This is a genomic window from Streptomyces paradoxus, assembly GCF_014202475.1.
GTDB classification, from domain to species: domain Bacteria; phylum Actinomycetota; class Actinomycetes; order Streptomycetales; family Streptomycetaceae; genus Streptomyces; species Streptomyces paradoxus.
In genome coordinates, this window is the sequence record NZ_JACHGV010000005.1 from 15,585 (window position 1) to 37,846 (window position 22,262).

24 protein-coding genes are annotated in these 22,262 nt (G+C 72.0%); 10 read left to right on the forward strand and 14 right to left on the reverse strand.

Going from position 1 to position 22,262, the window contains the following annotated elements:
* The first annotated feature begins 154 nt into the window (after positions 1 to 154).
* Positions 155 to 853 (forward strand): phosphatase PAP2 family protein, encoded by a 699-nt coding sequence (locus tag HNR57_RS17585; protein ID WP_184560966.1) that lies wholly within the window; start codon positions 155 to 157, stop codon positions 851 to 853.
* A gap of 4 nt (positions 854 to 857) precedes the next feature.
* Here HNR57_RS17585 and HNR57_RS17590 read toward each other — a convergent pair whose 3' ends face one another.
* On the reverse strand, positions 858 to 2,411 hold the full coding sequence (locus tag HNR57_RS17590) for an FAD-binding oxidoreductase (protein WP_184560967.1): 1,554 nt from the start codon (positions 2,409 to 2,411) through the stop codon (positions 858 to 860).
* Positions 2,412 to 2,504: 93 nt separating this feature from the next.
* The gene (locus tag HNR57_RS17595) at positions 2,505 to 2,675 is read right to left on the reverse strand and encodes a hypothetical protein (RefSeq protein ID WP_184561462.1); all 171 of its coding nucleotides are present in this window, start codon (positions 2,673 to 2,675) and stop codon (positions 2,505 to 2,507) included.
* 137 nt (positions 2,676 to 2,812) lie between these two features.
* On the opposite strand from HNR57_RS17595, the gene HNR57_RS17600 reads away from it, so the two are divergent.
* Both HNR57_RS17600 and HNR57_RS17605 read left to right on the forward strand, forming a co-directional pair.
* Positions 2,813 to 3,664, forward strand: coding sequence for an SCO4651 family lipoprotein (locus HNR57_RS17600; RefSeq protein WP_184560968.1), 852 nt, complete (start codon positions 2,813 to 2,815; stop codon positions 3,662 to 3,664).
* A gap of 91 nt (positions 3,665 to 3,755) precedes the next feature.
* The gene (locus HNR57_RS17605) at positions 3,756 to 3,923 is read left to right on the forward strand and encodes a hypothetical protein (RefSeq protein ID WP_167345922.1); all 168 of its coding nucleotides are present in this window, start codon (positions 3,756 to 3,758) and stop codon (positions 3,921 to 3,923) included.
* 30 nt (positions 3,924 to 3,953) lie between these two features.
* On the opposite strand, the gene HNR57_RS17610 is transcribed toward HNR57_RS17605, so the two are convergent.
* Positions 3,954 to 4,331, reverse strand: coding sequence for a metal-sensitive transcriptional regulator (locus HNR57_RS17610; RefSeq protein ID WP_221342673.1), 378 nt, complete (start codon positions 4,329 to 4,331; stop codon positions 3,954 to 3,956).
* 204 nt (positions 4,332 to 4,535) lie between these two features.
* Here HNR57_RS17610 and HNR57_RS17615 point away from each other — a divergent pair, with 204 nt between their 5' ends.
* Entirely contained in the window at positions 4,536 to 5,156 is a 621-nt protein-coding gene (locus tag HNR57_RS17615; RefSeq protein ID WP_033312379.1) for a DUF47 domain-containing protein, read from the forward strand.
* Positions 5,157 to 5,163: 7 nt separating this feature from the next.
* A complete protein-coding gene (locus HNR57_RS17620; RefSeq protein WP_184560969.1) occupies positions 5,164 to 6,162 on the forward strand; it encodes an inorganic phosphate transporter in 999 nt (332 codons plus the stop codon).
* A 117-nt stretch (positions 6,163 to 6,279) separates the two neighbouring features.
* On the opposite strand, the gene pstB is transcribed toward HNR57_RS17620, so the two are convergent.
* The 11 genes from pstB to HNR57_RS17675 form a co-directional block, all read right to left on the reverse strand.
* The gene (gene pstB, locus HNR57_RS17625) at positions 6,280 to 7,056 is read right to left on the reverse strand and encodes a phosphate ABC transporter ATP-binding protein PstB (protein ID WP_094055695.1); all 777 of its coding nucleotides are present in this window, start codon (positions 7,054 to 7,056) and stop codon (positions 6,280 to 6,282) included.
* A 42-nt stretch (positions 7,057 to 7,098) separates the two neighbouring features.
* Complete coding sequence (gene pstA, locus HNR57_RS17630; protein WP_184560970.1) at positions 7,099 to 8,154, reverse strand: phosphate ABC transporter permease PstA; 1,056 nt, start codon at positions 8,152 to 8,154, stop codon at positions 7,099 to 7,101.
* Positions 8,151 to 9,152 (reverse strand): phosphate ABC transporter permease subunit PstC, encoded by a 1,002-nt coding sequence (gene pstC, locus HNR57_RS17635; RefSeq protein WP_184560971.1) that lies wholly within the window; start codon positions 9,150 to 9,152, stop codon positions 8,151 to 8,153. Before pstC ends, pstA begins: the two co-directional genes overlap by 4 nt.
* A gap of 103 nt (positions 9,153 to 9,255) precedes the next feature.
* Positions 9,256 to 10,377 carry a phosphate ABC transporter substrate-binding protein PstS gene (gene pstS, locus HNR57_RS17640; protein WP_184560972.1) on the reverse strand — a complete coding sequence of 374 codons (1,122 nt, stop codon included), beginning with the start codon at positions 10,375 to 10,377 and terminating at the stop codon, positions 9,256 to 9,258.
* Between the two features lie 247 nt (positions 10,378 to 10,624).
* Positions 10,625 to 11,059, reverse strand: a complete 435-nt coding sequence (locus HNR57_RS17645) for an NUDIX hydrolase (RefSeq protein ID WP_184560973.1) — start codon at positions 11,057 to 11,059, stop codon at positions 10,625 to 10,627.
* Positions 11,060 to 11,090: 31 nt separating this feature from the next.
* Positions 11,091 to 12,167, reverse strand: coding sequence for a CHAD domain-containing protein (locus HNR57_RS17650; RefSeq protein ID WP_184560974.1), 1,077 nt, complete (start codon positions 12,165 to 12,167; stop codon positions 11,091 to 11,093).
* Entirely contained in the window at positions 12,148 to 14,514 is a 2,367-nt protein-coding gene (locus HNR57_RS17655) for an RNA degradosome polyphosphate kinase (protein ID WP_184560975.1), read from the reverse strand. Before HNR57_RS17655 ends, HNR57_RS17650 begins: the two co-directional genes overlap by 20 nt.
* A gap of 136 nt (positions 14,515 to 14,650) precedes the next feature.
* The gene (locus tag HNR57_RS17660) at positions 14,651 to 15,565 is read right to left on the reverse strand and encodes an ABC-2 membrane transporter-related protein (RefSeq protein WP_184560976.1); all 915 of its coding nucleotides are present in this window, start codon (positions 15,563 to 15,565) and stop codon (positions 14,651 to 14,653) included.
* Positions 15,562 to 16,431, reverse strand: a complete 870-nt coding sequence (locus tag HNR57_RS17665; RefSeq protein WP_184560977.1) for an ABC-2 membrane transporter-related protein — start codon at positions 16,429 to 16,431, stop codon at positions 15,562 to 15,564. The genes HNR57_RS17660 and HNR57_RS17665 overlap by 4 nt, the downstream gene beginning before the upstream one ends.
* The gene (locus HNR57_RS17670; protein WP_184560978.1) at positions 16,428 to 17,312 is read right to left on the reverse strand and encodes an ABC transporter ATP-binding protein; all 885 of its coding nucleotides are present in this window, start codon (positions 17,310 to 17,312) and stop codon (positions 16,428 to 16,430) included. Before HNR57_RS17670 ends, HNR57_RS17665 begins: the two co-directional genes overlap by 4 nt.
* Positions 17,309 to 17,701: a GntR family transcriptional regulator gene (locus HNR57_RS17675; protein WP_184561428.1), complete on the reverse strand. Its 393-nt coding sequence runs from the start codon at positions 17,699 to 17,701 to the stop codon at positions 17,309 to 17,311. Before HNR57_RS17675 ends, HNR57_RS17670 begins: the two co-directional genes overlap by 4 nt.
* A gap of 110 nt (positions 17,702 to 17,811) precedes the next feature.
* Here HNR57_RS17675 and HNR57_RS17680 point away from each other — a divergent pair, with 110 nt between their 5' ends.
* The 5 genes from HNR57_RS17680 to HNR57_RS17700 are packed head-to-tail and all read left to right on the forward strand — an operon-like array spanning position 17,812 to position 22,181.
* Positions 17,812 to 18,363: an RNA polymerase sigma factor gene (locus HNR57_RS17680; protein WP_184560979.1), complete on the forward strand. Its 552-nt coding sequence runs from the start codon at positions 17,812 to 17,814 to the stop codon at positions 18,361 to 18,363.
* Positions 18,360 to 19,196 (forward strand): zf-HC2 domain-containing protein, encoded by an 837-nt coding sequence (locus HNR57_RS17685; protein ID WP_184560980.1) that lies wholly within the window; start codon positions 18,360 to 18,362, stop codon positions 19,194 to 19,196. The genes HNR57_RS17680 and HNR57_RS17685 overlap by 4 nt, the downstream gene beginning before the upstream one ends.
* The gene (locus HNR57_RS17690) at positions 19,193 to 20,053 is read left to right on the forward strand and encodes an ABC transporter ATP-binding protein (protein ID WP_184560981.1); all 861 of its coding nucleotides are present in this window, start codon (positions 19,193 to 19,195) and stop codon (positions 20,051 to 20,053) included. Before HNR57_RS17685 ends, HNR57_RS17690 begins: the two co-directional genes overlap by 4 nt.
* Positions 20,050 to 21,564: an ABC transporter permease gene (locus HNR57_RS17695; RefSeq protein WP_184560982.1), complete on the forward strand. Its 1,515-nt coding sequence runs from the start codon at positions 20,050 to 20,052 to the stop codon at positions 21,562 to 21,564. The genes HNR57_RS17690 and HNR57_RS17695 overlap by 4 nt, the downstream gene beginning before the upstream one ends.
* Entirely contained in the window at positions 21,555 to 22,181 is a 627-nt protein-coding gene (locus HNR57_RS17700; RefSeq protein ID WP_313673994.1) for an ABC transporter, read from the forward strand. The genes HNR57_RS17695 and HNR57_RS17700 overlap by 10 nt, the downstream gene beginning before the upstream one ends.
* The last annotated feature ends 81 nt before the right edge of the window (positions 22,182 to 22,262 follow it).

Consider the following 22,262-nt stretch of genomic DNA (forward strand, 5'->3'; position numbering starts at 1 on the left):
CGGGGACCATGCGTTCCTGGTGACGTAGCCGAGCAGACGTTCATTCGGCATGCGTCACGCACGCGTGCGGCGGAAGCGGATCTACAACCACGGGGGTGGCAGGCGCGGCGCACGCACAGGTGCGCCGGAGAGACGACGAAGGGGCCGCAGCACCATGGCTGGACTCGCCGATTCCGGGTCGAACCCTGACGTCGACCTGCTGTACGACATCAATGGCCTGGCCAAGGACGCGCCGGCCTGGTTCGACCGCGTCATGGAGTACGTCGGTGAGTACGGGCTGCTGCTCGCCATCGTCCTGCTCGTGGTGTGGTGCTGGTGGTCCGTGCGCAAGCGGGGCGACGAGGACGCGGCCTCGACCGTCGCGGCCCTGGTCTGGGCGCCGCTGGCCGCGAGTGTCGCCGTACTGGTGAACGTGCCCATACGGGGGTTCGTGGAGCGGCCCCGGCCGTTCCTGGACCACCAGGGGCTCGAAGTGCTCGTCCAGGGCAAGACCGACTACTCGTTCGTCAGCGACCACGCGACGATCGTCATGGCACTGGCGGTCGGCCTGTTCGTCGCCAACCGGAAGTTCGGGCTCATCGGACTCGTGCTGGCGTTGTTCGGCGGGTTCATCCGCGTCTACATGGGCGTGCACTACCCGACGGACGTCGTGGGCGGGTTCGCGCTGGGGACGGCCGTGGCGCTGCTGCTGTCGCCGCTCGCCATGGCCCTGCTGACGCCTGTGGTGAAGGCCGTCGAGCGCTCGCCCCGGGCCGGGTGGCTGGTGCGCGCCAGAGGGCGGGCCGCGGGAGAGGACGCGGTGATCCCCGAGGCGCGCAGTGAGCGGGCCTCGGAGCGGGACCTCGCGGCCTAGGGCCTTACAGCGCCTGGGGGTACGTGAAGAAGCGGTCGGGGTCGTACTGCTTCTTCAGCTTCGTCAGACGGGCTGCCGCGTCCCCGTAGTACGCCTTGCGCCAGTCGGTCAGGGTCGGGTCCGTGTAGTTCTGGTAGGCCGCACCCGAGGCGTAGGGGCGCATCGACTTGTGGGCGGCGGCCAGCCAGTCGCGGGCTGTCGCACCGCTCGTGCCGGCCCGCCACGCGGCGATGTACTGGGCCAGCATGCGGGAGCGGCGGTGGACGAACGCCGTGGACGTGGGGGAGACGCGGTTGACCGCTCCGCCGAGGGCGGTCAGCGCGATGCTGCCCGTGCCGCCGCGCACCGACCCGATCTGCGAGAGCAGCGTGCGGATGCCGGCCGTGGACAGGGAGCGGTCGAAGAAGTCCGACGCCGCCGCGTACGTCTCACGGCCCAGCGCGCCCTTCGGGGAACGCCCCGGGGTCGAACCGGGCAGATGGCACTGGGCGTCCGTCGGGAACGAGGAGCAGCCGGCGTACACCTCCATCGACTCCTCGTACGAGCGGCGCTTGAGGGAGACGCTGCGGGCCGGGGCGCCGACGCGGTCGGCCAGGCGGTCGACGGCGTTCTTCAGCTCGCCGTAGGTGCCGAGGGAGAACGCCGCGACCGAGACCGTCGGGGTGCCGCCCGCGGCATTCGCCAGGTGCAGGGACGACCAGATCTCGTCGGGCTGTGAAGGGCCCCATTCCTGCCAGGCCTTCACCACCGCGGCCGCCCTGGACCAGGGCCAGGACAGGTACGCCGAGACACCCTGTGGTGCCGGGTGGGTCTTGAAGTGCAGCTCCGTGACCACGCCGAAGTTGCCGTTGCCGGCGCCGCGCAGGGCCCAGAAGAGGTCCTTGTTCTCCCGGGCGTCGGCGGTGAGCTGCTTGCCGTCGGCGGTGATCAGGGTGGCCCGGGTGAGGCTGTCGCAGGTCAGGCCGTAGGCGCGGGAGACCACGCCGTGGCCGCCGCCGAGGGTGAGGCCCGAGACGCCGACCGTCGGGCACGAGCCGGCGGGGATGGTGACGCCCTTGGCGGCCAGGGCGCGGTAGACGTCGATGAGTTTGGCGCCGGCGCCGACCACCGCGGTGGTGCCGGATGCCCGGACGCGGCTGAGTTTCGACACGTCGATGATCAGGCGGCCGTCGCCGGAGGACCAGCCGGCGTAGGAGTGGCCGCCGTTGCGGATCGCCACGCGCAGGGCGTGGGCGCGGGCGTAGGCCAGGGTCGTGCGGATGTCCTCCGGGTGGGACACGTACGCGACGGCGGCCGGCTTCAGGCTGTCGAAGCGGGTGTTGTAGAGCTGCCGGGCCGCGGGCCAGTCGGCGTCGCCCGGGCGGACCAGGGGGCCGTCGAGGTCGCGGGCCAGGGCGGACCAGCCGGCGGCGGTGGCTCTCGACGTGGTCGTGGTGCGCGAGGCGTTGGAGGCCGTGGCCCCGGAGCGGTTGCCCGACTGGGTGCAGGCGGTGGTCAAGGGGGTCGCGGCCGCGGCGATCGCCGCCGTGCCGGCTGTGAGGATCGTGCGCCGTTCCATGGGGCCTCCCGGTGGTTCCGTCCTGGGAGACGGGGCGGTGGGGGTCAGGGTTCCATGGTCCGGCCCCGGGCGGAACATCGTCCGCCACGGGTCTCAAGGCGTCGCGTGCCGCTCCGCGTCCGTGCGGGCCTGGCTTCTGGCTCTTCGTGCCGGGCCGCGCCAGCCGCAGCTGCAATGGGCCATGCAGAAGCGGCCCTTCTCCATGGTCGTCGTGCGGTGTTCCGGGAGGTTGGGGGGAGTTTCCAGCCCGTCCTGCTGCGCCACGCCGACAACGTTACCCACCCCGGGTGAAGAGTTCGTACGGCGGTCGGGGCGGGCTCGCGTGACGGGGGAACATACCCGTCGTTAACCGGAACAACAGGGGGCCCGTGACGGACGTACCGGCTGGGGGTAGGCAGGCGATGACTGGGCGGCAGCGCGAACGGCGGCGCGGGCGGGCGGGTGCGGCGGTCGTCGCGGCCGCGGTCCTGACCGGGGCGGGGCTCGGGACCACGGGGTGTGCCGGGGGTGACGCGGTCGCCGGGGACTCCCGCGGCGGGGACGCGGTCGCAGCGCTGCGGCAGGCGGCCGGCCGGCTGGTGGGCGCGGGGAGTTCCAAGGCCCGTACGTCGATGGAGATGGCCGCCGGCGGGACCCGGGTGACCATCCGGGGCGCCGGGGTGTACGACTACCGGAAGCGGATGGGGCGGCTGAAGGTGCTGCTGCCGCAGGATCCCGCGGGAGCCGCGAAGCGCCGGCCGATCACCGAACTGCTCGCGCCGGGCGCGCTGTTCATGAAGAACCGGGGTGCCGGTGTGCCCCCGGACAAGTGGGTGCGGGTGGACACGCGGACCCTGTCCGACGGGAACCTCGTCACCGGCGGGGCCACCGATCCGTTCACGGCGGCCGAGGTGCTGCTCGGGACACGCACGGCGGTGTACGTGGGCAGGACGGAGGTCGCGGGTACCGGAGTGCGGCACTACCGGGGGACGGCGGACCTCGGTGACGCGGCCCGGCGTGCCTCGGACGGGAACAAGGGCTCCCTGAAGGCGGCGGCCGGCGGGTTCGCCACCGCCGCGGTGCCGTTCGACGCCTACCTCGACGACGAGGGCCGCATCCGCAAGGTCAGGCACCGCTTCAGCTTCCTGAACGGGCAGCAGAAGAGCCCGGTGGCCGTCGCCTCGACCACGCTGCTCTACGATTTCGGGGCTCCGGCGCGCGTACGCCTGCCCGCAGCCGACGACATCTACGCGGGCGAGATCGCCGAGGAGTGACCGGCGTGAACTAGCCCGTCCGTGCCATGCGCGGTGTGTAGGCCGCTCCCTACTCTAGGAAGCCGGTGACGGCAGAGATGAGGTGATGCACGTGGCTCCGGTCGGCGGTACGGCAGTTCAGGACCACGTGGCCCTCGCCGAGATCGAGCTGTGCGGAGAGCTGATCATCGCCGCCTCGGCCGCCCAGGAGCGGCTCAGCCTGGAGAGCATCGACGAGGTGCTGAAAGTCGCCGAGGAGCGGGACTCCTCCAGACGCTGAATCAGGGTGTCCGTCGGGGCCGGGCCCGGTTCACGTCCGCAGCATGCGGGCGATCGCCTGGGTCGCCTCCTTCACCTTCGCGTCGATCTCGTCACCGCCCTTGAGGGCCGCGTCGGCGACGCAGTGCCGCAGGTGCTCCTCCAGGAGCTGGAGGGCGAAGGACTGCAGGGCCTTGGTGGAGGCGGAGACCTGCGTGAGTATGTCGATGCAGTAGACGTCCTCGTCGACCATGCGCTGCAGGCCGCGGATCTGGCCCTCGATGCGGCGCAGGCGCTTGAGGTGTTCGTCCTTCTGCTTGTGGTAACCGTGCACGCCGTGGTCGTGATCGGTCGTCACCTCGGCCCCGGAGGCGTCTGCGTTTCCGGGGGTGACATGTGCGACATCTGTCGTGTCGGTCACGTCCGTCATCGCTTCCTCCTGGTGGGCAGTGGGTGAACTTATACCCCTGGTGGGTATATGGTACCGAACTTTGCCGGGTATACGGCCCTGGGAACCGCCCCCGTGCTCATCACTTTGCCCGATGGGCGACACTGGTGGGCGGCCCGATAGCCGTGGCCGGATGATGCGCCTAGCATCAGCCTGACCGAAGCCGAAACACCTCGAGGACCCCACGTGCGCTTTCGTCTGACCCCCAGGGAGACGAGCTTCTACGACATGTTCGCCGCCTCCGCGGACAACATCGTCACGGGCTCGAAGCTCCTGATGGAACTGCTCGGGGCGGACACCGCCGGCCGGGCCGAGATCGCAGAGCGTATGCGGGCAGCGGAACACGCAGGTGACGACGCCACGCACGCGATCTTCCACCAGCTGAACTCCTCCTTCATCACGCCGTTCGACCGCGAGGACATCTACTCCCTCGCCTCGTCGCTCGACGACATCATGGACTTCATGGAGGAGGCCGTCGACCTGGTCGTCCTCTACAACGTCGAGGAACTGCCCAAGGGCGTCGACCAGCAGATCGAGGTGCTGGCGCGCGCGGCCGAGCTCACGGCCGAGGCGATGCCGCACCTGCGGACGATGGAGAACCTCACCGAGTACTGGATCGAGGTCAACCGGCTGGAGAACCAGGCCGACCAGATCCACCGCAAGCTGCTGGCGCACCTTTTCAACGGCAAGTACGACGCCATGGACGTCCTGAAGCTCAAGCAGATCGTGGACGTGCTGGAGGAAGCGGCGGACGCGTTCGAGCACGTGGCGAACACGGTGGAGACCATCGCCGTCAAGGAGTCCTGAGCCCTTCATGGACACCTTCGCACTGGTCGTGACCATCGCGGTCGCGCTCTTCTTCACGTACACCAACGGCTTTCACGATTCGGCGAACGCGATCGCCACATCCGTCTCGACGCGGGCGCTGACGCCGAAGGCCGCGCTGGCCATGGCCGCGGTCATGAACCTCGCCGGTGCCTTCATGGGCTCCGGGGTCGCCAAGACCGTCAGCGAGGGGCTGATCCAGACACCGACCGGGTCGAAGGGGATGGGCATCCTCTTCGCCGCGCTGGTCGGCGCGATCGTCTGGAACCTCATCACCTGGTACTTCGGGCTGCCGTCCTCCTCCTCGCACGCGCTGTTCGGCGGCATGGTCGGGGCGGCGCTGGCCGGCGGGACGACCGTCTACTGGAGCGGGGTGCTGGAAAAGGTCGTCATCCCGATGTTCGTGTCCCCGGTGGTCGGGATGCTGGCCGGCTACCTCGTGATGACCGCGATCCTGTGGATATTCAGGAAGGCGAACCCGCACAAGGCCAAGCGCGGGTTCCGCATAGCGCAGACCGTCTCGGCGGCCGGCATGGCGCTGGGGCACGGTCTGCAGGACGCGCAGAAGACCATGGGCATCGTGGTGATGGCGCTCGTCATCGCCGATGTCGAGGACTACGGCGATCCGATTCCGGTGTGGGTCAAGGTCGCCTGTGCGGTGATGCTGTCGCTGGGGACGTACGCCGGCGGTTGGCGGATCATGCGGACGCTGGGGCGGAAGATCATCGAGCTGGACCCGCCGCAGGGCTTCGCGGCGGAGACGACCGGGGCGTCGATCATGTTCACCACGGCGTTCCTGTTCAAGGCGCCGATCTCCACCACCCATGTGATCACCTCCGCGATCATGGGTGTCGGGGCGACGAAGCGGGTGAACGCCGTGCGGTGGGGTGTCGCCAAGAACATCATTCTCGGCTGGTTCATCACGATGCCGGCCGCGGCGATCGTGGCCGCGGCGTCCTTCGGGATCGTGAACCTGGCGTTCCTGTAGCCGGTCCGGTACCACCGCGCACGCGAAAAGGCCCGCCCCTGGGAGCAGGGGCGGGCCCTTTTTCGGCCTCGCGGTGGCACCGCCATGCAGCACCGCGAGGAGTCGGCGGGGTCCGGCTCAGCCGAAGCGGCCGGAGATGTAGTCCTCCGTGGCCTGGACCGACGGGTTGGAGAAGATCCGCTCCGTGTCGTCGATCTCTATGAGCTTGCCGGGCTGGCCGACCGCCGCGAGGTTGAAGAACGCCGTGCGGTCGGAGACGCGGGCCGCCTGCTGCATGTTGTGCGTCACGATGACGATCGTGAAGCGCTCCTTGAGCTCGCCGATCAGGTCCTCGATCGCGAGCGTGGAGATCGGGTCGAGCGCCGAGCAGGGCTCGTCCATGAGCAGGACGTTCGGCTCGACCGCGATCGCCCGCGCGATGCACAGGCGCTGCTGCTGGCCACCGGAGAGGCCCGAGCCGGGCTTGTTCAGACGGTCCTTGACCTCGTTCCAGAGGTTCGCGCCCTTGAGGGAGCGCTCGACGATGTCCGCCAGCTCGCTCTTCTTGTAGTTGCCGTTCAGCCGCAGACCGGCCGCCACGTTGTCGAAGATCGACATCGTGGGGAACGGGTTCGGCCGCTGGAACACCATGCCGACCTCGCGGCGGACCGACACCGGGTCGATGCCCGTGCCGTAGAGGTCCTCGTCGTCGAGGAGCACCTTGCCCTCGACCCGGCCGCCGGCCGTGACCTCGTGCATCCGGTTCAGGGTGCGCAGGAACGTCGACTTGCCGCAGCCGGACGGGCCGATGAACGCCGTCACCGAGCGCGGCTCGACGGTCATCGAGATGTCCTCGATCGCCTTGTGGGAGCCGTAGTAGGCGGTCAGTCCGCTTACATCGATTCGCTTGGCCATTACTACTTCACTTCCAGACTCAGTCAGTCGCTGTGGCCGCCGTCAGCGACCGGTCTTCGGGGCCTTCCAGCGGGCGATCCCGCGGGCCACCAGGTTCAGGATCATCACGAAGGCGATCAGCGTGAGGGACGCCGCCCACGCCCGGTCGTACGCCGTGACCTCGCCCGACCCGTACTGCTGGTAGATGTACAGCGGGAGCGACGCCTGCGCACCCTCGAAGGGGTTGGCGTTGATGAACTTGCTGCCGAACACCAGGAGCAGCACGGGCGCGGTCTCACCGGCGATACGGGCGATCGACAGCATGATGCCGGTGGTGATGCCCCCGAGGGAGGTCGGCAGGACCACCTTCAGGATGGTGCGCCACTTGGGCACGCCGAGCGCCAGAGAGGCTTCGCGCAACTCGTTCGGGACGAGCTTGAGCATCTCCTCCGTGGAGCGGACCACGACCGGCATCATCAGGATCGCGAGGGCGAGCGAGCCGGCGAAGCCGAAGGGCTCCATCTCGAACATCAGCATGAGGCTGAGGATGAACAGGCCGGCGACGATCGACGGGATGCCGGTCATGACGTCGACGAAGAAGGTGACAGCCCGGGCGAGGTTGCCGCGCCCGTACTCCACCAGGTAGATCGCGGTGAGCACGCCGACCGGCGCGGCGATCAGCGTGGCGAGGCCGACCTGCTCCAGCGTGCCGAGAATGGCGTGGTAGATGCCGCCGCCCGTCTCCGAGTCGGCCACCACGCCCATCGAGTGGGTCAGGAAGTAGACGTCGAGGACCTTCACGCCGCGTTGGACGGTCGACCAGACCAGCGAGGCCAGCGGCACCACGGCGAGCAGGAACGCGACCCACACCAGCGAGGTGACCACGCGGTCCTTGGCCTGGCGGCGGTTCTCGACCCGGGCCGCGATCACGTACGTACCGAGGACGTACAGGATCGCGGCGATCAGTGCCCACTGGATGCTGCTGTGCAGTCCGGCGGCGGCGCTGATGCCGATTCCGAGGGCGACGGATCCGGCGGCGATGGCCCACGGAGCCCACTTGGGCAGCTGGCCGCCGCGCAGGGTGCTGGGGCGCTTCGGGGTGATGGTTGCGGTGCTCATGCGTTGGCCCCCGAGTACTCCTTGCGGCGGGCGATGATCGCGCGGGCCGCGCCGTTGACCAGCAGGGTGATGACGAACAGGACCAGGCCGGAGGCGATCAGCGCGTCACGGCCGAACTCGGTGGCCTCGCTGAACTTGCTGGCGATGTTCTGGGCGAACGTACCGCCGCCCGGGTCGAGCAGGCTGGCGTGGATCAGGAAGTCGGGGGAGAGCACGGTGGCGACGGCCATCGTTTCGCCGAGGGCGCGGCCGAGGCCGAGCATCGAGGCGGAGATGATGCCGGAGCGGCCGAAGGGGATGACCGCCATGCGGATCACTTCCCAGCGGGTGGCCCCGAGGGCCAGGGCGGCCTCCTCGTGCATCTGCGGTACCTGGCGGAAGACCTCACGGCTCACGTTGGTGATGATCGGCAGGATCATGATCGCGAGCAGGATGCCCACGGTGAGCATGGAGCGTGCGGCGCCGCCCTGCCAGGAGAAGACGCCGGTCCAGCCGAGGTAGTCGTTCAGCCAGCCGAAGAGGCCGTTCATGTGCGGCACGAGGATCAGGGCGCCCCAGAGGCCGTAGACGATGGACGGCACGGCGGCGAGCAGGTCGATCACATAGGCGATCGGGCCGCGCAGCCGGCGCGGGGCGTAGTGCGTCAGGAACAGCGCGATGGCGACCGATACCGGGACCGCGATGACCATGGCGATGATCGAGGAGACGATCGTGCCGTAGGCCAGGACCGCGATGCCGAAGACCGGCGGGTTGACCCCGGTGTTCCATTCGAACGTGGTCAGGAAGTTGCCGTCGTCCTCGCTGATGGCGAGGACCGCGCGGTAGGTGAGGAAGCCCGCGATCGCGGCCATGATCACCAGCAGCAGAATGCCCGAGCCACGGGAGAGACCGAGGAAGATCCTGTCTCCGGGCCGGGTGGCTCCACGGGCCGCGCGCTTCTGCTCGGCCGTGGGCGGCTGGGTGGGGGGAGGTGCGTCAGCTATCTGTGTTGTGTCCATCGGGTTCTCCGGTCTGCGGAACCGCACGTGCTGTGCGGCTCTTGGCGGCGGTGCACCGGACGGTGCGGTCCGGTCCCGCTGGGGAGACCGGACCGCACTCGGGTCAGCTCAGGCTCTCGACGGTCGTACGCACCTGGGCGATGATGTCGTCGGGCATGGGCGCGTAGTCGTTCTCGGCGAGGATCTTCTGGCCGTCCTCCGAGGCCGCGTAGCGCAGGAACGCCTTGACGGCGGGCAGGGTGTCGGACTTGTTGCCCTTGTCGCAGACGATCTCGTACGTCACCAGGACCATCGGGTAGGCGCCCTCGGCCTTGGTCGCGTAGTTCAGCTCCAGCGCGAGGTCCTTGCCGGTGCCGACGACCTTGGCGTCCGCGATGGCCTTGGTGGCGTTGTCGACGGTCGCCTCGACCGGCTTGCCGGCGCCGGTGTCGATGGCGACGGTCTTGATGCCGTCCTTGGCGTACGACAGCTCGAAGTAGCCGATCGCGCCGGCGGTCTGCTTGACCTGCGCGGCGACCCCGGAGGACTGCGGAGCGGACTGGCCGCCCTTGGCCTGCCAGGCCTTGCCGCCCTCGTACGGGAAGTCCTTCTTGGCGGTGGCGATCAGGTACTTGGTGAAGTTGTCCGTGGTGCCGGACTCGTCCGAGCGGTGGAAGGCCTGGATCTTGAGGTTGGGCAGCTTCGCGTCGGGGTTCAGCTTCGCGATCGCCGGGTCGTTCCAGTTGGTGATCTTGCTGTCGAAGATCTTGGCGATCGTCGCGGCGTCCAGGACGAGGTTGTCGACGCCGGGGACGTTGTAGCCGACGGCGATCGGTCCGCCGACCATCGGCAGGTCGATGCCCTGGCCGCCGGAGCAGATCTTCTGGGAGGCCTTGACCTCTTCGGGCTTCAGCGCCGAGTCCGAACCGGCCCAGGGGACCTGGCCCTGCGTGAACGCGGTGACACCGGCCCCGGAACCGCCGGCCTTGTAGTTGATCTCCACCTTGCAGGCCGCGGAGAACTGCTTGACCCACGCGTCGACCGCGTTCTTCTGTGCGGAGGAGCCGTCGGCGAGCACCTGGCCCGAGGCGTCGTCACACTTGATGTTGCTCGGCGCGGCGGCGTTGGAGGAGCCTCCGTCCGGGTTGCCGGTTTCGTCGGAGCCGCACGCCGTGAGGGCCAGGGCGCCGGAGACGGCGAGAGCACCGAGAGCGAGGGCCCGCCGGTTCATGCGCTGAAGCTTCACTTGAGTTCCTTCCAGGAGCCGCCGTCCTGATTCGGCGGCGTGCGAAGTCTGAGTGATGCGGACGCGGTCGCACTCTGCGGGCGCGGCTCGCGTCGGTAAGGCCGAAATTAGGCAGATCAGGTGAAGCCGCCGATGGCCGCAAATGAACGCGGGGTGAACCCCTGCCTAAGGCCTGGTTAGGTCACGGAATGCTCACGGGGAGAGCACGTCGGCATTCCGCTTTTGCGGACGAAAATGGATCTTCCGGTCAGCCGGCCGTCCGGGGCAGGTGCAGGACGGCGAGCAGTTCGTCCACCAGGGGCCGGTCGTGGGCCTGGGTGAGGCGGTCCCGGGCGGCGGCGGGATTCAGCCACAGGACCCGGTCCACCTCGTCCGTCGGGGAGAACGCGCAGGACACCGCCTCGGCCGCCCAGTAGCGGACCTTCTTGGGGCGGCCGTTGGCCCGATAGCGCTGGGTGGACAGCTCGGGGCCCGGCACGGCCCGGCAGCCCGTCTCCTCCGCCACCTCGCGCAGCGCGCCCGCGAGTGCCTCCTCGCCGCGCTTCAGTTTCCCCTTCGGCCACGACCAGTCGTCGTATTTCGGCCGGTGAATGAGGCAGAGCTCCGGCTCGCCCGTGGCGGGGGAGCGGCGCCACAGCACACAGCCCGCCGCCTGAACCGTGGTGTCCTTGGGGGTGCTCACCGGTTTCACCGCCTCCTGGTGCCGGGCCCGGTCATGACGCGCCGACGGTCTCCTTCTGCCAGGCCTGCTGGAACGCGAAACGCGCCGCCTCCACCTCGTGCCGCTGGTCGGCGTGGAGCACGCCGAGGGCGTAGGCCGTGGCCGGGGCGATGCGCGGGGTACGGGCCGCCTGGGCCGCCGCTGCCGCCGCCTCCGAGGCGTCGCGGTGCCGGTTCAGGGCCTGTCCGGCGGCGAGCAGCCGCAGGTCGACCACGGCGTTGCCCTTGGGGCCGCTGACGGCCTCGCGGGCGTAGCGGTGCAGGCGCAGCAGCAGGCGGACCTGGTGCCACGGGGCGTCCTGCGGGTGCGGGACGGTGTCCGGGGACAGGCCGTGGACGAGGGCCGCGGCGTTGTACGGATGCCCCGCGACGACGAGGGGGAGGGCGGTCACGGCGTCGGCGAGACGGTCCTGGGCCGCCGTGGAGAGGGGACGCAGGTCGGTGGTGCCGGCGGTCTTGGCGAGCGGGACCTCGCTGGCCAGCACCGCGACCTTGTCCGCGACGGCGTGGAAGCGGCTGCTGCCCACGGCCTGCAGGGCCGTGGAGTGGGCCCGGGTGCGGGCGAGCGTCAACTGCCGGTCGAGCAGGGCGCCCGCCTTGGCCGCTCCTACCGTCAGGTTGCCGCGTTCCTGGGCGGGCGGGCCGGCCTTGGGCAGTGATGCCGCCGCTGCCCGTGCACCCGTCCGGGCCGGGAACGCCGTCGAGCCCGACAGGCGGTGCAGGGCCGCCAGCAGGCGTTCCAGACGTGCCGTGTACGCGTGTTCCATCGCCAGCGTGCCCGACACCCAGGCCAGTTCGGGCCGCATCGCCTCGCACCAGTCCGAGTCGAGGAGCGACTGGAACGTGTGCAGGCTGGCGCTGATGCGGCGGGCCGAGCGGCGCAGGGCACGGGCCGCCTCGGCGGATCCCTCCGAGCCGTTCGCCCCCGACCCCGTCTCCCGGTGCAGGCGCAGTGCGCGGAGGAACTCCGTGGCCTGGGCCCGCAGATAGCCCGCGAGGGCGTCACCGGTGGGGACGGGCCCGGCGTGCCTGGACCGGGGATCCGTCGGGTCAAGGTGTTGCTGTGCCACGCCGGCGCCTCCGGGCGTCTATGAGCATCTCCTGGACGTTGCGCAGGGGCTGTCCGTCCGCGTCGGTCGCATGCCGGGTCCAGTCGCCGTCCGGGCCGAGGTGCCAGGAGGCGGTGGAGTCGGACATGCCGGTCTCCAGCAGCCGGTTCAGGGCCGCTCGGTGGGCCGGGTCGGTGACCCGGACGAGGGCCTCTATCCGGCGGTCGAGGTTGCGGTGCATCATGTCGGCGCTGCCGAACCACACCTCGGGCTCGCCGCCGTTGCCGAAGGCGAACACCCGGGAGTGCTCCAGGAAACGGCCGAGGATCGAGCGGACCCGGATGTTCTCCGACAGGCCCGCCACGCCCGGGCGCACCGCGCAGATGCCGCGCACCCAGATGTCCACCGGCACGCCCGCCTGGGCCGCGCGGTAGCAGGCGTCGATGACGGCCTCGTCGACCATCGAGTTGACCTTGATGCGGACGTAGGCGGGGCGGCCCGCGCGGTGGTGCTGGACTTCCTTGGTGATCCGCGAGACCAGGCCGTCGCGCAGCGACTTGGGCGCGACGAGCAGCCGTCGGTAGGTCTCCCGGCGCGAGTAGCCGGACAGGCGGTTGAAGAGGTCCGAGAGGTCGGCGCCGACCTGCGGGTCGGCCGTGAGCAGTCCGAGGTCCTCGTAGAGGCGGGCCGTCTTCGGGTGGTAGTTGCCGGTGCCGACGTGGCTGTAGCGGCGGAGCGTCTCGCCCTCCTGGCGGACCACCAGCGACAGCTTGCAGTGGGTCTTCAGGCCGACCAGGCCGTAGACCACGTGGCAGCCGGCCTCCTCCAGCTTGCGCGCCCACTTGATGTTGGCGTGCTCGTCGAAGCGGGCCTTGATCTCGACCAGGACCAGCACCTGCTTGCCGGTCTCGGCGGCCTCGATGAGCGCGTCGACTATCGGGGAGTCACCGGACGTCCGGTACAGGGTCTGCTTGATGGCGAGGACGTCCGGGTCGCCGGCCGCCTGCTCCAGGAAGGCCTGGACGGAGGTGGAGAACGAGTCGTACGGGTGGTGCAGCAGCACGTCCCGCTCGCGCAGCGCGGCGAAGATGTCCGGCGCGGACGCCGACTCGACCTCGGCCAGGTCCCGGTGGGTGCCGGCGACGAACTTGCGGTACTTCAGCTCCGGCCGGTCCAGGGAGGCGATCCGGAACAGGCCCGTGAGGTCCAGCGGGCCCGGCAGCGGGTACACCTCGGCCTCGCTGATCTTCAGCTCGCGCACCAGCAGGTCCAGGACCTCGCGGTCGATGGACTCCTCGACCTCCAGGCGCACCGGCGGCCCGAAGCGGCGCCGCATGAGCTCCTTCTCCAGGGCCTGGAGGAGGTTCTCCGCGTCGTCCTCCTCGACCTCCAGGTCCTCGTTGCGGGTGAGGCGGAAGGCGTGGTGCTCCAGCACCTCCATGCCCGGGAACAGCTCCTCCAGGTGGGCGGCGATGACGTCCTCGATGGGGACGTAGCGGCCCGGGGAGCTCTCCAGGAAGCGGGACAGCAGCGGCGGCACCTTCACCCGGGCGAAGTGCTTGTGGCCCGTGACCGGGTTGCGCACGACGACGGCCAGGTTCAGCGACAGGCCGGAGATGTACGGGAACGGGTGCGCCGGGTCGACCGCCAGCGGGGTCAGCACGGGGAAGATCTGGTGTCGGAACAGGGTGAACAGGCGGGCCTGCTCCTTCTCCTGCAGCTCGCTCCAGCGGACCAGGTGGATGCCCTCCTCCGCAAGGGCGGGGGCGACGTCCTCGTGGTAGCAGGCGGCGTGCCGCGCCATCAGCTCACGGGAGCGGGCCCAGATCATCTCCAGCACCTCGCGGGGCTGGAGGCCGGAGGCGGAGCGGGTGGCCACGCCGGTGGCGATGCGGCGCTTCAGACCGGCCACCCGGACCATGAAGAACTCGTCCAGGTTGCTGGCGAAGATCGCGAGGAAGTTGGCCCGCTCCAGCAGGGGCGTGTTCGGGTCCTCGGCGAGCTCGAGCACGCGCTCGTTGAACGCGAGCCAACTGCGCTCCCGGTCGAGGAAGCGGCCATGCGGCAGCTGGGGGCCGTCGTACGGCGACTCCTCGTACGCGTCGAGGTCGGCATCGATGTCCGGTTCCAGATCGGAGACCGCCGCTGCCACCGTGTGGGGGCGGTGGGCTGCGATGGAGCCCACGGAGGGCTGCGCGTGCTGGACCTGTGCCTGGGTGTTCGGCTGGCTCATGGACCCATTCTTCCGCGCCGCGAGCATCACGGGCGCGTCGGACAGCGCGGGCGGGAGTGGGGGTGTCACATGAGTGCTCCCGTTTCCCTCGGGACCCTCACGGGGCGGGGAAGGCTCTGGCACGGCGGGATTCATTGGCCGAGCTTCGCAAGCTCGTCTGAATCAATGGTTACGGAGACATGACGTGCGGGATAGCGGGGGGCGGCCCGCGAGGGGTGCGCGGGTGCGGTCCGCGCGTCCATCCCCCCGTGGAAGGACGCGCGGACCGGGTTCAGGGCAGGCGGCGGGCCAGCAGGACGAAGGCGCCGGCCGTCGCGACGGCGGCCACGGCCAGGAGCAGCCCGCTCTCCACGTACTGCAGGGGCCAGAAGTGGGACTCGGGGTGGAAGGTCGCGCGGGTGAGCGGGACGCCGTTCACGGGTGAGTCGGCCCAGGCGACCTGGAGGGCCGAACGGGGCAGTTCGAAGCTGCCGGCCTCGGTGCGGGTGACGGGCGGCCAGAGGTCCTCGCGGTGCCGTTCCAGGAAGGTGTGCAGGAGCAGGGAGGCCGCGAGGGCCACTCCGGCGGCGGGCAGGGCCCGGCGCCACACCAGTCCGGCCAGGGCCCCGAGGGCGAGACCGGCCAGGGCGTAGGCCACGGCCACCGGGCCCGTCGACACGAACACGTCCGGGTAGTACCAGTCGCCGGCCAGGTCGGGATCGGCGTCCCCGCGTGCCCAGACGTTCACCAGGACCAGCCCGCCCGTGCCGGCGGTGAGCAGCGCGGCGGGGACGGCGAGCTTGGCGGCCAGCCAGCGGGCCGGGGTGACCGACTGGGTCCAGGCCAGCCGTGCGGTGCCGCTCTCCAGCTCGCGCCCGGTCAGGGCGCCGCCCGCCCAGGCGGCCACCGGGAACATCACCCAGGACAGCAGGGTGACGGTCACCGACAGGCCGCTCGTGTAGGTGTCGTCGGCGGTGATCGCGTCGACGGCCGCGCAGGACGGGAGCCGGTCGGTCGGGGGTGTGGCGCACGCGCTGTGCCCCGCCCGGGCCTCGTCCGTGAGGGAGTGCAGCCAGACCAGCGCGGCCGTCGCCGCGGCCAGGACCAGGAGGGCCAGGGCGAGGGCCGTGCGGTGCGTGCGCGCGACCGTACGGACCAGGCCGCCCGGGCGGCCGGCGGGTGCCGGGGCCGTGCCGGGGGCGGTCATACGGCCGCTCCCGTGCGGCGGCGCAGCAGGGCGAACGAGGCCGCGGTCGCCAGCGCGGCGACGGCCAGGACGATGCCGGTCTCCACGAGCTGGAGGGGCCAGAAGTGGGAGGACGGGTGCCGGTGCATCAGGACGGGCGTGCCGGGGGGCATCGGCCACAGGTGCGGGCGCACGTCGTCGAGCACGTAGACCAGCGCCATGACGGCCAGGGCCGCGACGGCGAGGGCGGGCAGCGCCCGGCGCACCACCAGGCCGGCCAGGACGCCGAGGGCGAGGGCGGCCAGGGGGTGGGCGGTGGCGAGGATGCCGTTGGCCTCGAAGACGCTGTCGTCGTGCCACTCGCGCCAGCCCAGGACGCGCTGCAGGTGGCTGTCGGACGCCCACAGCGCCCGGTGCAGCAGGGTGATCACGAGCGTGCCCGGGACGAGCAGCAGGGCGGGGACGGCGAGCTTGGCGGCCAGCCAGCGGGCCGGGGTGACCGACTGGGTCCAGGCCAGCCGTGCGGTGCCGCTCTCCAGCTCGCGGCCGATGAGCGCGCCGCCCGCCCAGGCCCCGGTGAGCACCGGCAGGACGGCGAGGAGTCCGGAGGCGCACGCCACGACCGTGTCGTAGCGGCCGTGCGCGGGCCCGGGGAGGTCGCAACCGAGGTTGGGGCTGTCCCCGCCGCAGCCCGACGCCCGGTACTCCGCCCAGGCGCTGTCCGCCCCCGGCCCGAGCGCCCACAGCAGCGCCCCGACGGCCACCGCCACCAGCGCGGCCCAGAACAGCAGTGCCGAGCGGTGCACCCGCAGCATGGCCAGGAACAGGCCGCGCGGCTCCGGGAACCGCCGGACGGCGGTGGGTGCCCCGACGGTCGCGGCGCTCATACGGCGGCCTCCCGCGCGTCGAGCAGGAGCGGCGGGGCGTCGGGGGAGCGCAGGTGGGCCAGGACGACTTCCTCCAGGGAGGGGCGGTCGCCCTGGACCCCGTCGCCGAGGGGGCCCGTGGGCCGGACCAGTGCGGTCAGCTGGCGGCCGGTGGTGCGGGACTCGACCACGGTGTGCGGGCCGAGCGGGTCGCCCGCCCGGCCGGTGACCAGGGTGTGAGCCGCGAGCAGGTCGTCCAGCGGCCCGGCGAGACGGACGCGGCCGCCGCCGAGCAGCAGCAGGTGGTCGCAGGAGCCCTCCAGCTCCGCCACCACGTGCGAGGACATGACAACCGTGGTGCCGCGGTCGGCGGCGTCGGCCATGAGGGTGGCCATCAGCTGGTGCCGGGCGAGGGGATCGAGGTCGGCCATCGGCTCGTCCAGGAGCAGCAGTTCGGGGCGCTTGCCGAGGGCCAGGGCGAGCGCCACGCGGGTGCGCTGGCCGCCGGAGAGGGAGCGGATCCGCGCGCCCGGGTCGAGGTCGCCCTCCGCGACGATCCGCTCGGCGGCCCCGGCGTCCCAGCGGCGCGGGTTGAGGTCGCGGCCCAGGCGCAGGGTGCCGGTGACGGTGAGCTGGGGGTGCAGGGGCTTGTTCTGCGCGACGTAGGCGAGGCGCTCGCGGGAGGCCGCCGGGGCCTGGCCGAGCACGGTGATCGAGCCGTCGGTGGGCCGCAGCAGCCCGGCCGCCAGGGCGAGCAGGGTGGACTTGCCGGCGCCGTTCGGGCCGACGACGGCGCACACGCGGCCCGCCGGGAGCCGGAAGGAGCAGCCGTCCAGGGCGGGCCTGCGGCGGCGCCCGAACCTCCTGCCCAGTGCCGCCGCCTCGATGGCGGTGTCGGTCATGCGTCCCCCTTGGAGTCTGCGAAGTGCGCGTCGAGTACGGAAGTGAAGAGGGCGGCCACGTCGTCGTGCTCCAGACCGGCCGCGCGGGCCCGGGCCGCCCACGCGTCCAGCTCCGCGCGGAGGGGGGAGTCGGCGGGGGCCGCGCCCAGGGACCTGCGGACGAACGTGCCGAGTCCGCGGCGGGCCTCGACCAGGCCCTCGCGCTCCAGCTCCCGGTAGGCCTTGAGGACCGTGTTCGGGTTGATGGCGGTGGCCTCCACGACCTCGCGGGCCGTGGGGAGCCTGTCGCCCGGCTCCAGCAGGCCCAGGCGCAGGGCCTGCTTGGTCTGCTGGACGATCTGGACATAGGTGGCCACGCCGCTGCGCCGGTCGATGCGGTACTCGACCACTGCTTGAACCACCCTTTCACTAATTGAGTAGTGAAAGGGTGGTGGAGCGGGTCGGCAAAGTCAAGCGTGCTTTCGTGAACCGTTCGGCCCGGCCCGTCCGATGAGGAGATGTGAGCGATACGAGAAGCGACGGGGAGCTGCTGCGGGCCATAGCCGCGGACGCCGACCGGCGTGCCTTCGAGGAGCTGTACCGGCGCTACGCGCCCTGGCTCCGGGCCCGGTTGCGGGGGCGGTGCGCCGACCTCGGGGTCGTCGACGACGTGGTGCAGGAGACGTTCCTCGCGGTGTGGCGGGGCAAGGCCCGCCACCGGGAGGAGGCCGGAGCCGCGGACGCGGCCGGGTGGCTGTGGCGCATCGCGTCGCGGCGGCTCGTGGACGCGCTGCGCGGCGACGGGGCACGGGGGCGGCTGCGGCAGGCCCTGGCGCGGCTGCGGCACCGGGACGAGGCCTCGGCGGAGGACCGCGTGCTCGCGGGGGTGGAGCACGGGGACCTCGCCGGGGCCCTGGTCCGGCTGTCGCCGGAGCTGCGGGCGGTGCTGCAGGCGACCGTCATCGACGGGCTGACCACCCGTGAGGCGGCGGTACTGCTCGGGATACCGCCCGGGACGGTCAAGACACGGGCGATGCGGGCCCGGAAGCAGCTGCGGGAGGCGTTGGCATGAGCTGGCACGTGCCGGAAGAGGACTTGCGGGCCTACGCACGAGGGGAGCTGGCGGCTCCCGCGCTCTGGTCCGCCGACGCGCATCTGACCTCTTGCGCCCGATGCCGCGGGGCGCTGGCCTACGTCAGCGACCCGGTCGCCCTGGACGCCGGGTGGGACCGGCTCGACGCCGAGCTGGACGCGCCCCGCACCGGAATCCTGGAGCGGCTGCTCGTACGAGCCGGGGTGCCGGGGCACACCGCGCGGCTGCTGGCGGCGACGCCGGTGCTGCGGCGGTCCTGGCTCGGGGCCGTCGTCGCCGTGCTGCTCCTGAGCGTGGCGGCCGGGCACTCCGTGCGCACCGGGGAGTTCCCCACGCTGTTCCTGGCCCTGGCGCCGCTGTTGCCGCTGGCGGGGGTGGCGCTGTCGTACGGGCCCGCGCTGGATCCGACGTACGAGATGGCCGTCGTCGCGCCGACGCACGGGTTCCGGCTGCTGATGATCCGGACCGTGGCCGTGCTGGCCGTCGTGCTCGCGCTGAACGGCCTGGCGACCCTCGCCCTGCCCGCCTACGGGCTGCGGGCGCTGGCCTGGCTGCTGCCCGGGCTGGCGCTGACCGCGACCGGGCTCGCGCTGACGCCCCGGCTGGGGCCGGTGCTCGCGCCGTCCCTGGTGGGCGGTGCGTGGGCCGGGCTGCTGCTGACGGCCGACGCGCTGCGGGCGGGGGCGGACGTGCCGCTCGCGCCGTTCACCGCGGCCGGGCAGGGCGTGGCGGCGGTGGTCGCCGCGCTCGCCGCCGGGCTGCTCTTCCTGCTCCGTGACCGATTCGACCTCTTCCAGGGACGTGCCGTATGACCCCGACCGTGTCCGCCTCCGGGCTGAGCCTCCGCTACGGCGGCACCCGGGCCCTCGACGACGTGTCGCTGCGCCTTACCGCCGGCGTCACCGGGCTGCTCGGCCCCAACGGCGCCGGCAAGACCACGCTGCTGCGGGTGCTCGCCACGGCCCTGCCCGCCGACCGGGGCACCTTCACCGTGCTCGGGCACGACCCGGCCACCGCCCGCGGCCGGCAGGAGGTGCGGCGGCGGCTGGGCTATCTGCCGCAAACCCCGGGCTTCCACCCGGACTTCACCGCCTTCGAGTTCGTCGACTACGTGGCGATCCTCAAGGAGATGACCGACCGGGGCGTCCGGCACCGGGAGGTGCGGCGGGTGCTCGACGAAGCCGGGCTGGCGGACGTGCGGGGCAAGCGCATCCGCAAGCTGTCCGGGGGGATGCGGCAGCGCGTCGCCCTGGGCGCCGCCCTGGTCGGGGACCCCGGATTCCTGGTCCTCGACGAGCCGACCGTGGGACTGGACCCCGAACAGCGCATGCGGTTCCGGGAGTTGATCGCCGGAGCGGGGGAGGGCCGGACGGTGCTGCTGTCCACCCACCAGACGGAGGACGTGGCGATGCTCTGCCACCGCGTGCTGGTCATGGCCGGTGGCCGGGTGCGGTTCGAGGGCACTCCGGCCGAGCTGACCGCGCGGGCCGCGGGGCGCGTGTGGAGCAGCGCCGAGCGGGACCCGGGCGCGAAGGCGGGGTGGCGCACGGGCACCGGCTCCTTCCGCAACCTCGGCGATCCGCCGGCCGGGGCCGATCTCCTCGAACCCACCCTGGAGGACGGCTACCTGCTCACCCTCGACGGCGCCGGAGCGGAGGTGGCGGCATGACCGCGGTGGTGGAGAAACCTGCCGTGTCCGGCACGCTGGAGGAGCCGGGCGGGCCCCGGAAGGCCGTGCTCGCCCTGGCCCTGTTCGAGTCGCGCCGGCTGCTGACCCGGATACCGGTGCTCGTGGCCTTCGCCGTGTACGTCGGCTGGACCGTGTGGCGCTCCGGGAAGGCCTGGGGCGACTACCCGGCCCTCCAGGACGCCGACCGGGCCACCCAGGGCGCGCCGATGCTCATCGGCCTCGCGGTCCTGCTGTCCGTCAACAGCGCCGCGCTGCGCTCCCACAGGCACGGGACGGAACAGCTCCTCACGGTGCTGGTCCTCCCGCGGTGGCGCCGTACGGCCGCGCACGCCCTGTCGGTCGTGGCCGCGGCCCTGCTCACCGCCGTGTGCGTGGCCGGGCAGTTCGGCCGGGAGGCGCTGCGGCCCGGCGCGATCGGGCACGGGTCGGTGGGCGAACTGCTCGTCGGCCCGCTGACCGTGCTGCTGTTCGGGCTGGCCGGACTGCTCATGGCCGGGCTGGTGCGGTCCGCCGTCGCCGCACCGCTGCTGGTGGTGCTCTTCCTGTTCCTGTTCCTCTTCTTCTCGGGCATGGATTACGGGGCGGCCCTTTGGCTGCTGCCGGTGGTCGAGGACGCGACCTCCAACACCCTGCCGTCGGACCTGCTGGGCCGGCCCGCCGCCTGGCACGCCCTGTACCTGGCCGGGCTCGCGCTGAGCCTCGGCCTGCTGGCGCTGCTCGTGGCCGGCGGCCGCAAGCCTGCCGTGTTCGCCGGTGTCGCCGGGACGCTGGCCATGACGCTGGTGGGCGGGGTGGCCCAGTCGGCGGGCGACTCCCCCGAGCTGGTCAGGGCGCGCGAACGCGCCTCGGTGCACCCCGAGCAGGTGCAGTCCTGCGTGCGGCGGGACGGGTCCACGTACTGCGCGTTTCCCGAATGGGAGCCCCGCGTGGGTGACTGGGCCAGGGTGGTGGATCGCGTCCGGTCCCTGGCCGGGGGCGGCGCCCACGAGCAGGACGTCGTCGTACGGCAACGGGTCGAGGCGCGCTACGGCCTCTCCGGTGACGCCGCTCTGGAGTCGCTGAAGCGCCCGCACGAGGTGACGGTGGGCACCCAGTGGGGCGGCAACCGCGTCCCCGAGTTCTCGGCCGCCGTGGCCGGTGTGCTGATCGCGGGCGACGAGAAGGCCGCGACCTCGATCTGCGACGGCCGCATCGTGCCCCTGATGTGGCTGGCCGTGGGCTGGGAGTCCGACCCGCTCGACGCGCTGCGCCGGGTTCGCCTCAACGACACCGTCACCGGCTCCGACTCCGTGCTCCAGCCCACCGACGGGCTGTACATGACCGAGGCGCAGACCGAGGTGCTGCGCGCGCTGCTCGACCTGCCCCGCGCCGAGGCCGGCGCACGGGTCAAGGACCGGTGGGTCGAACTCACCGCCCCGAAGATCACCGCGGCCCGGGCCGCCGAACTGCTGGGCCTGCCCGCGCCCGAGGGGGAGGACAAGTGCCTGTGACCCGGCAGCTGGTGCTCCCCGTCCACCGGACGGTGCCGTGGGGCGCGGTCGGCGCGGCCGGTGCGGCGGGACTGCTGCTCGCCGCGCTGACCCGGACCGGCGAGACGGCGGAACGGCTCTCCCTGTACCTGCTGCGGGCCGCGATCCTCGCCTTCGCCGTGGGCCTGGCCTTCCTCCTGGACGACCCGGCCCGGCACACCACGGCCGCCGTGCCGACCCCGCGCCCGGTCCGTGTGGCCCTGCGCGTCGCCCTGGCCGTCCCGGCAGCGGCGGCCTGGTGGACGGTGGCCCTGCTGCTCGTGCCACAGGGCGCGCGCCCCCCGGTGGGCGACATCACGCTGGAGGCCGGGGCCGCCTTCGTCCTGGCGGTCGCGGGCGCGGCGGCCGCGGTGCGCTTCAGCGAGGTCGCCCGGCCCGGACCGCCGGTCTCGGGCGGGCTGTTGGCCACGGCCGTCCTGGCCCTGCTGTTCTGGCCCGGCCGCTGGGCCCTGTTCGTGCCGGTGGAGGACGAGCGGTGGGCCGCGGCGCACGACCGGTGGGCCGTGGTGCTGGCCGGGGCGGTGGTCTTCGGCGCGGTGTGCGCGGTGGAGCCGGTGCGGCGACGGATCCGGTTCTAGCACGCCGAGTGGTTGTGCAAAAGGAGCACGTCCGGCTTCCAGGTTCCCTGTTCACCGGCCCCTCCGACAACCGCCTGTTGT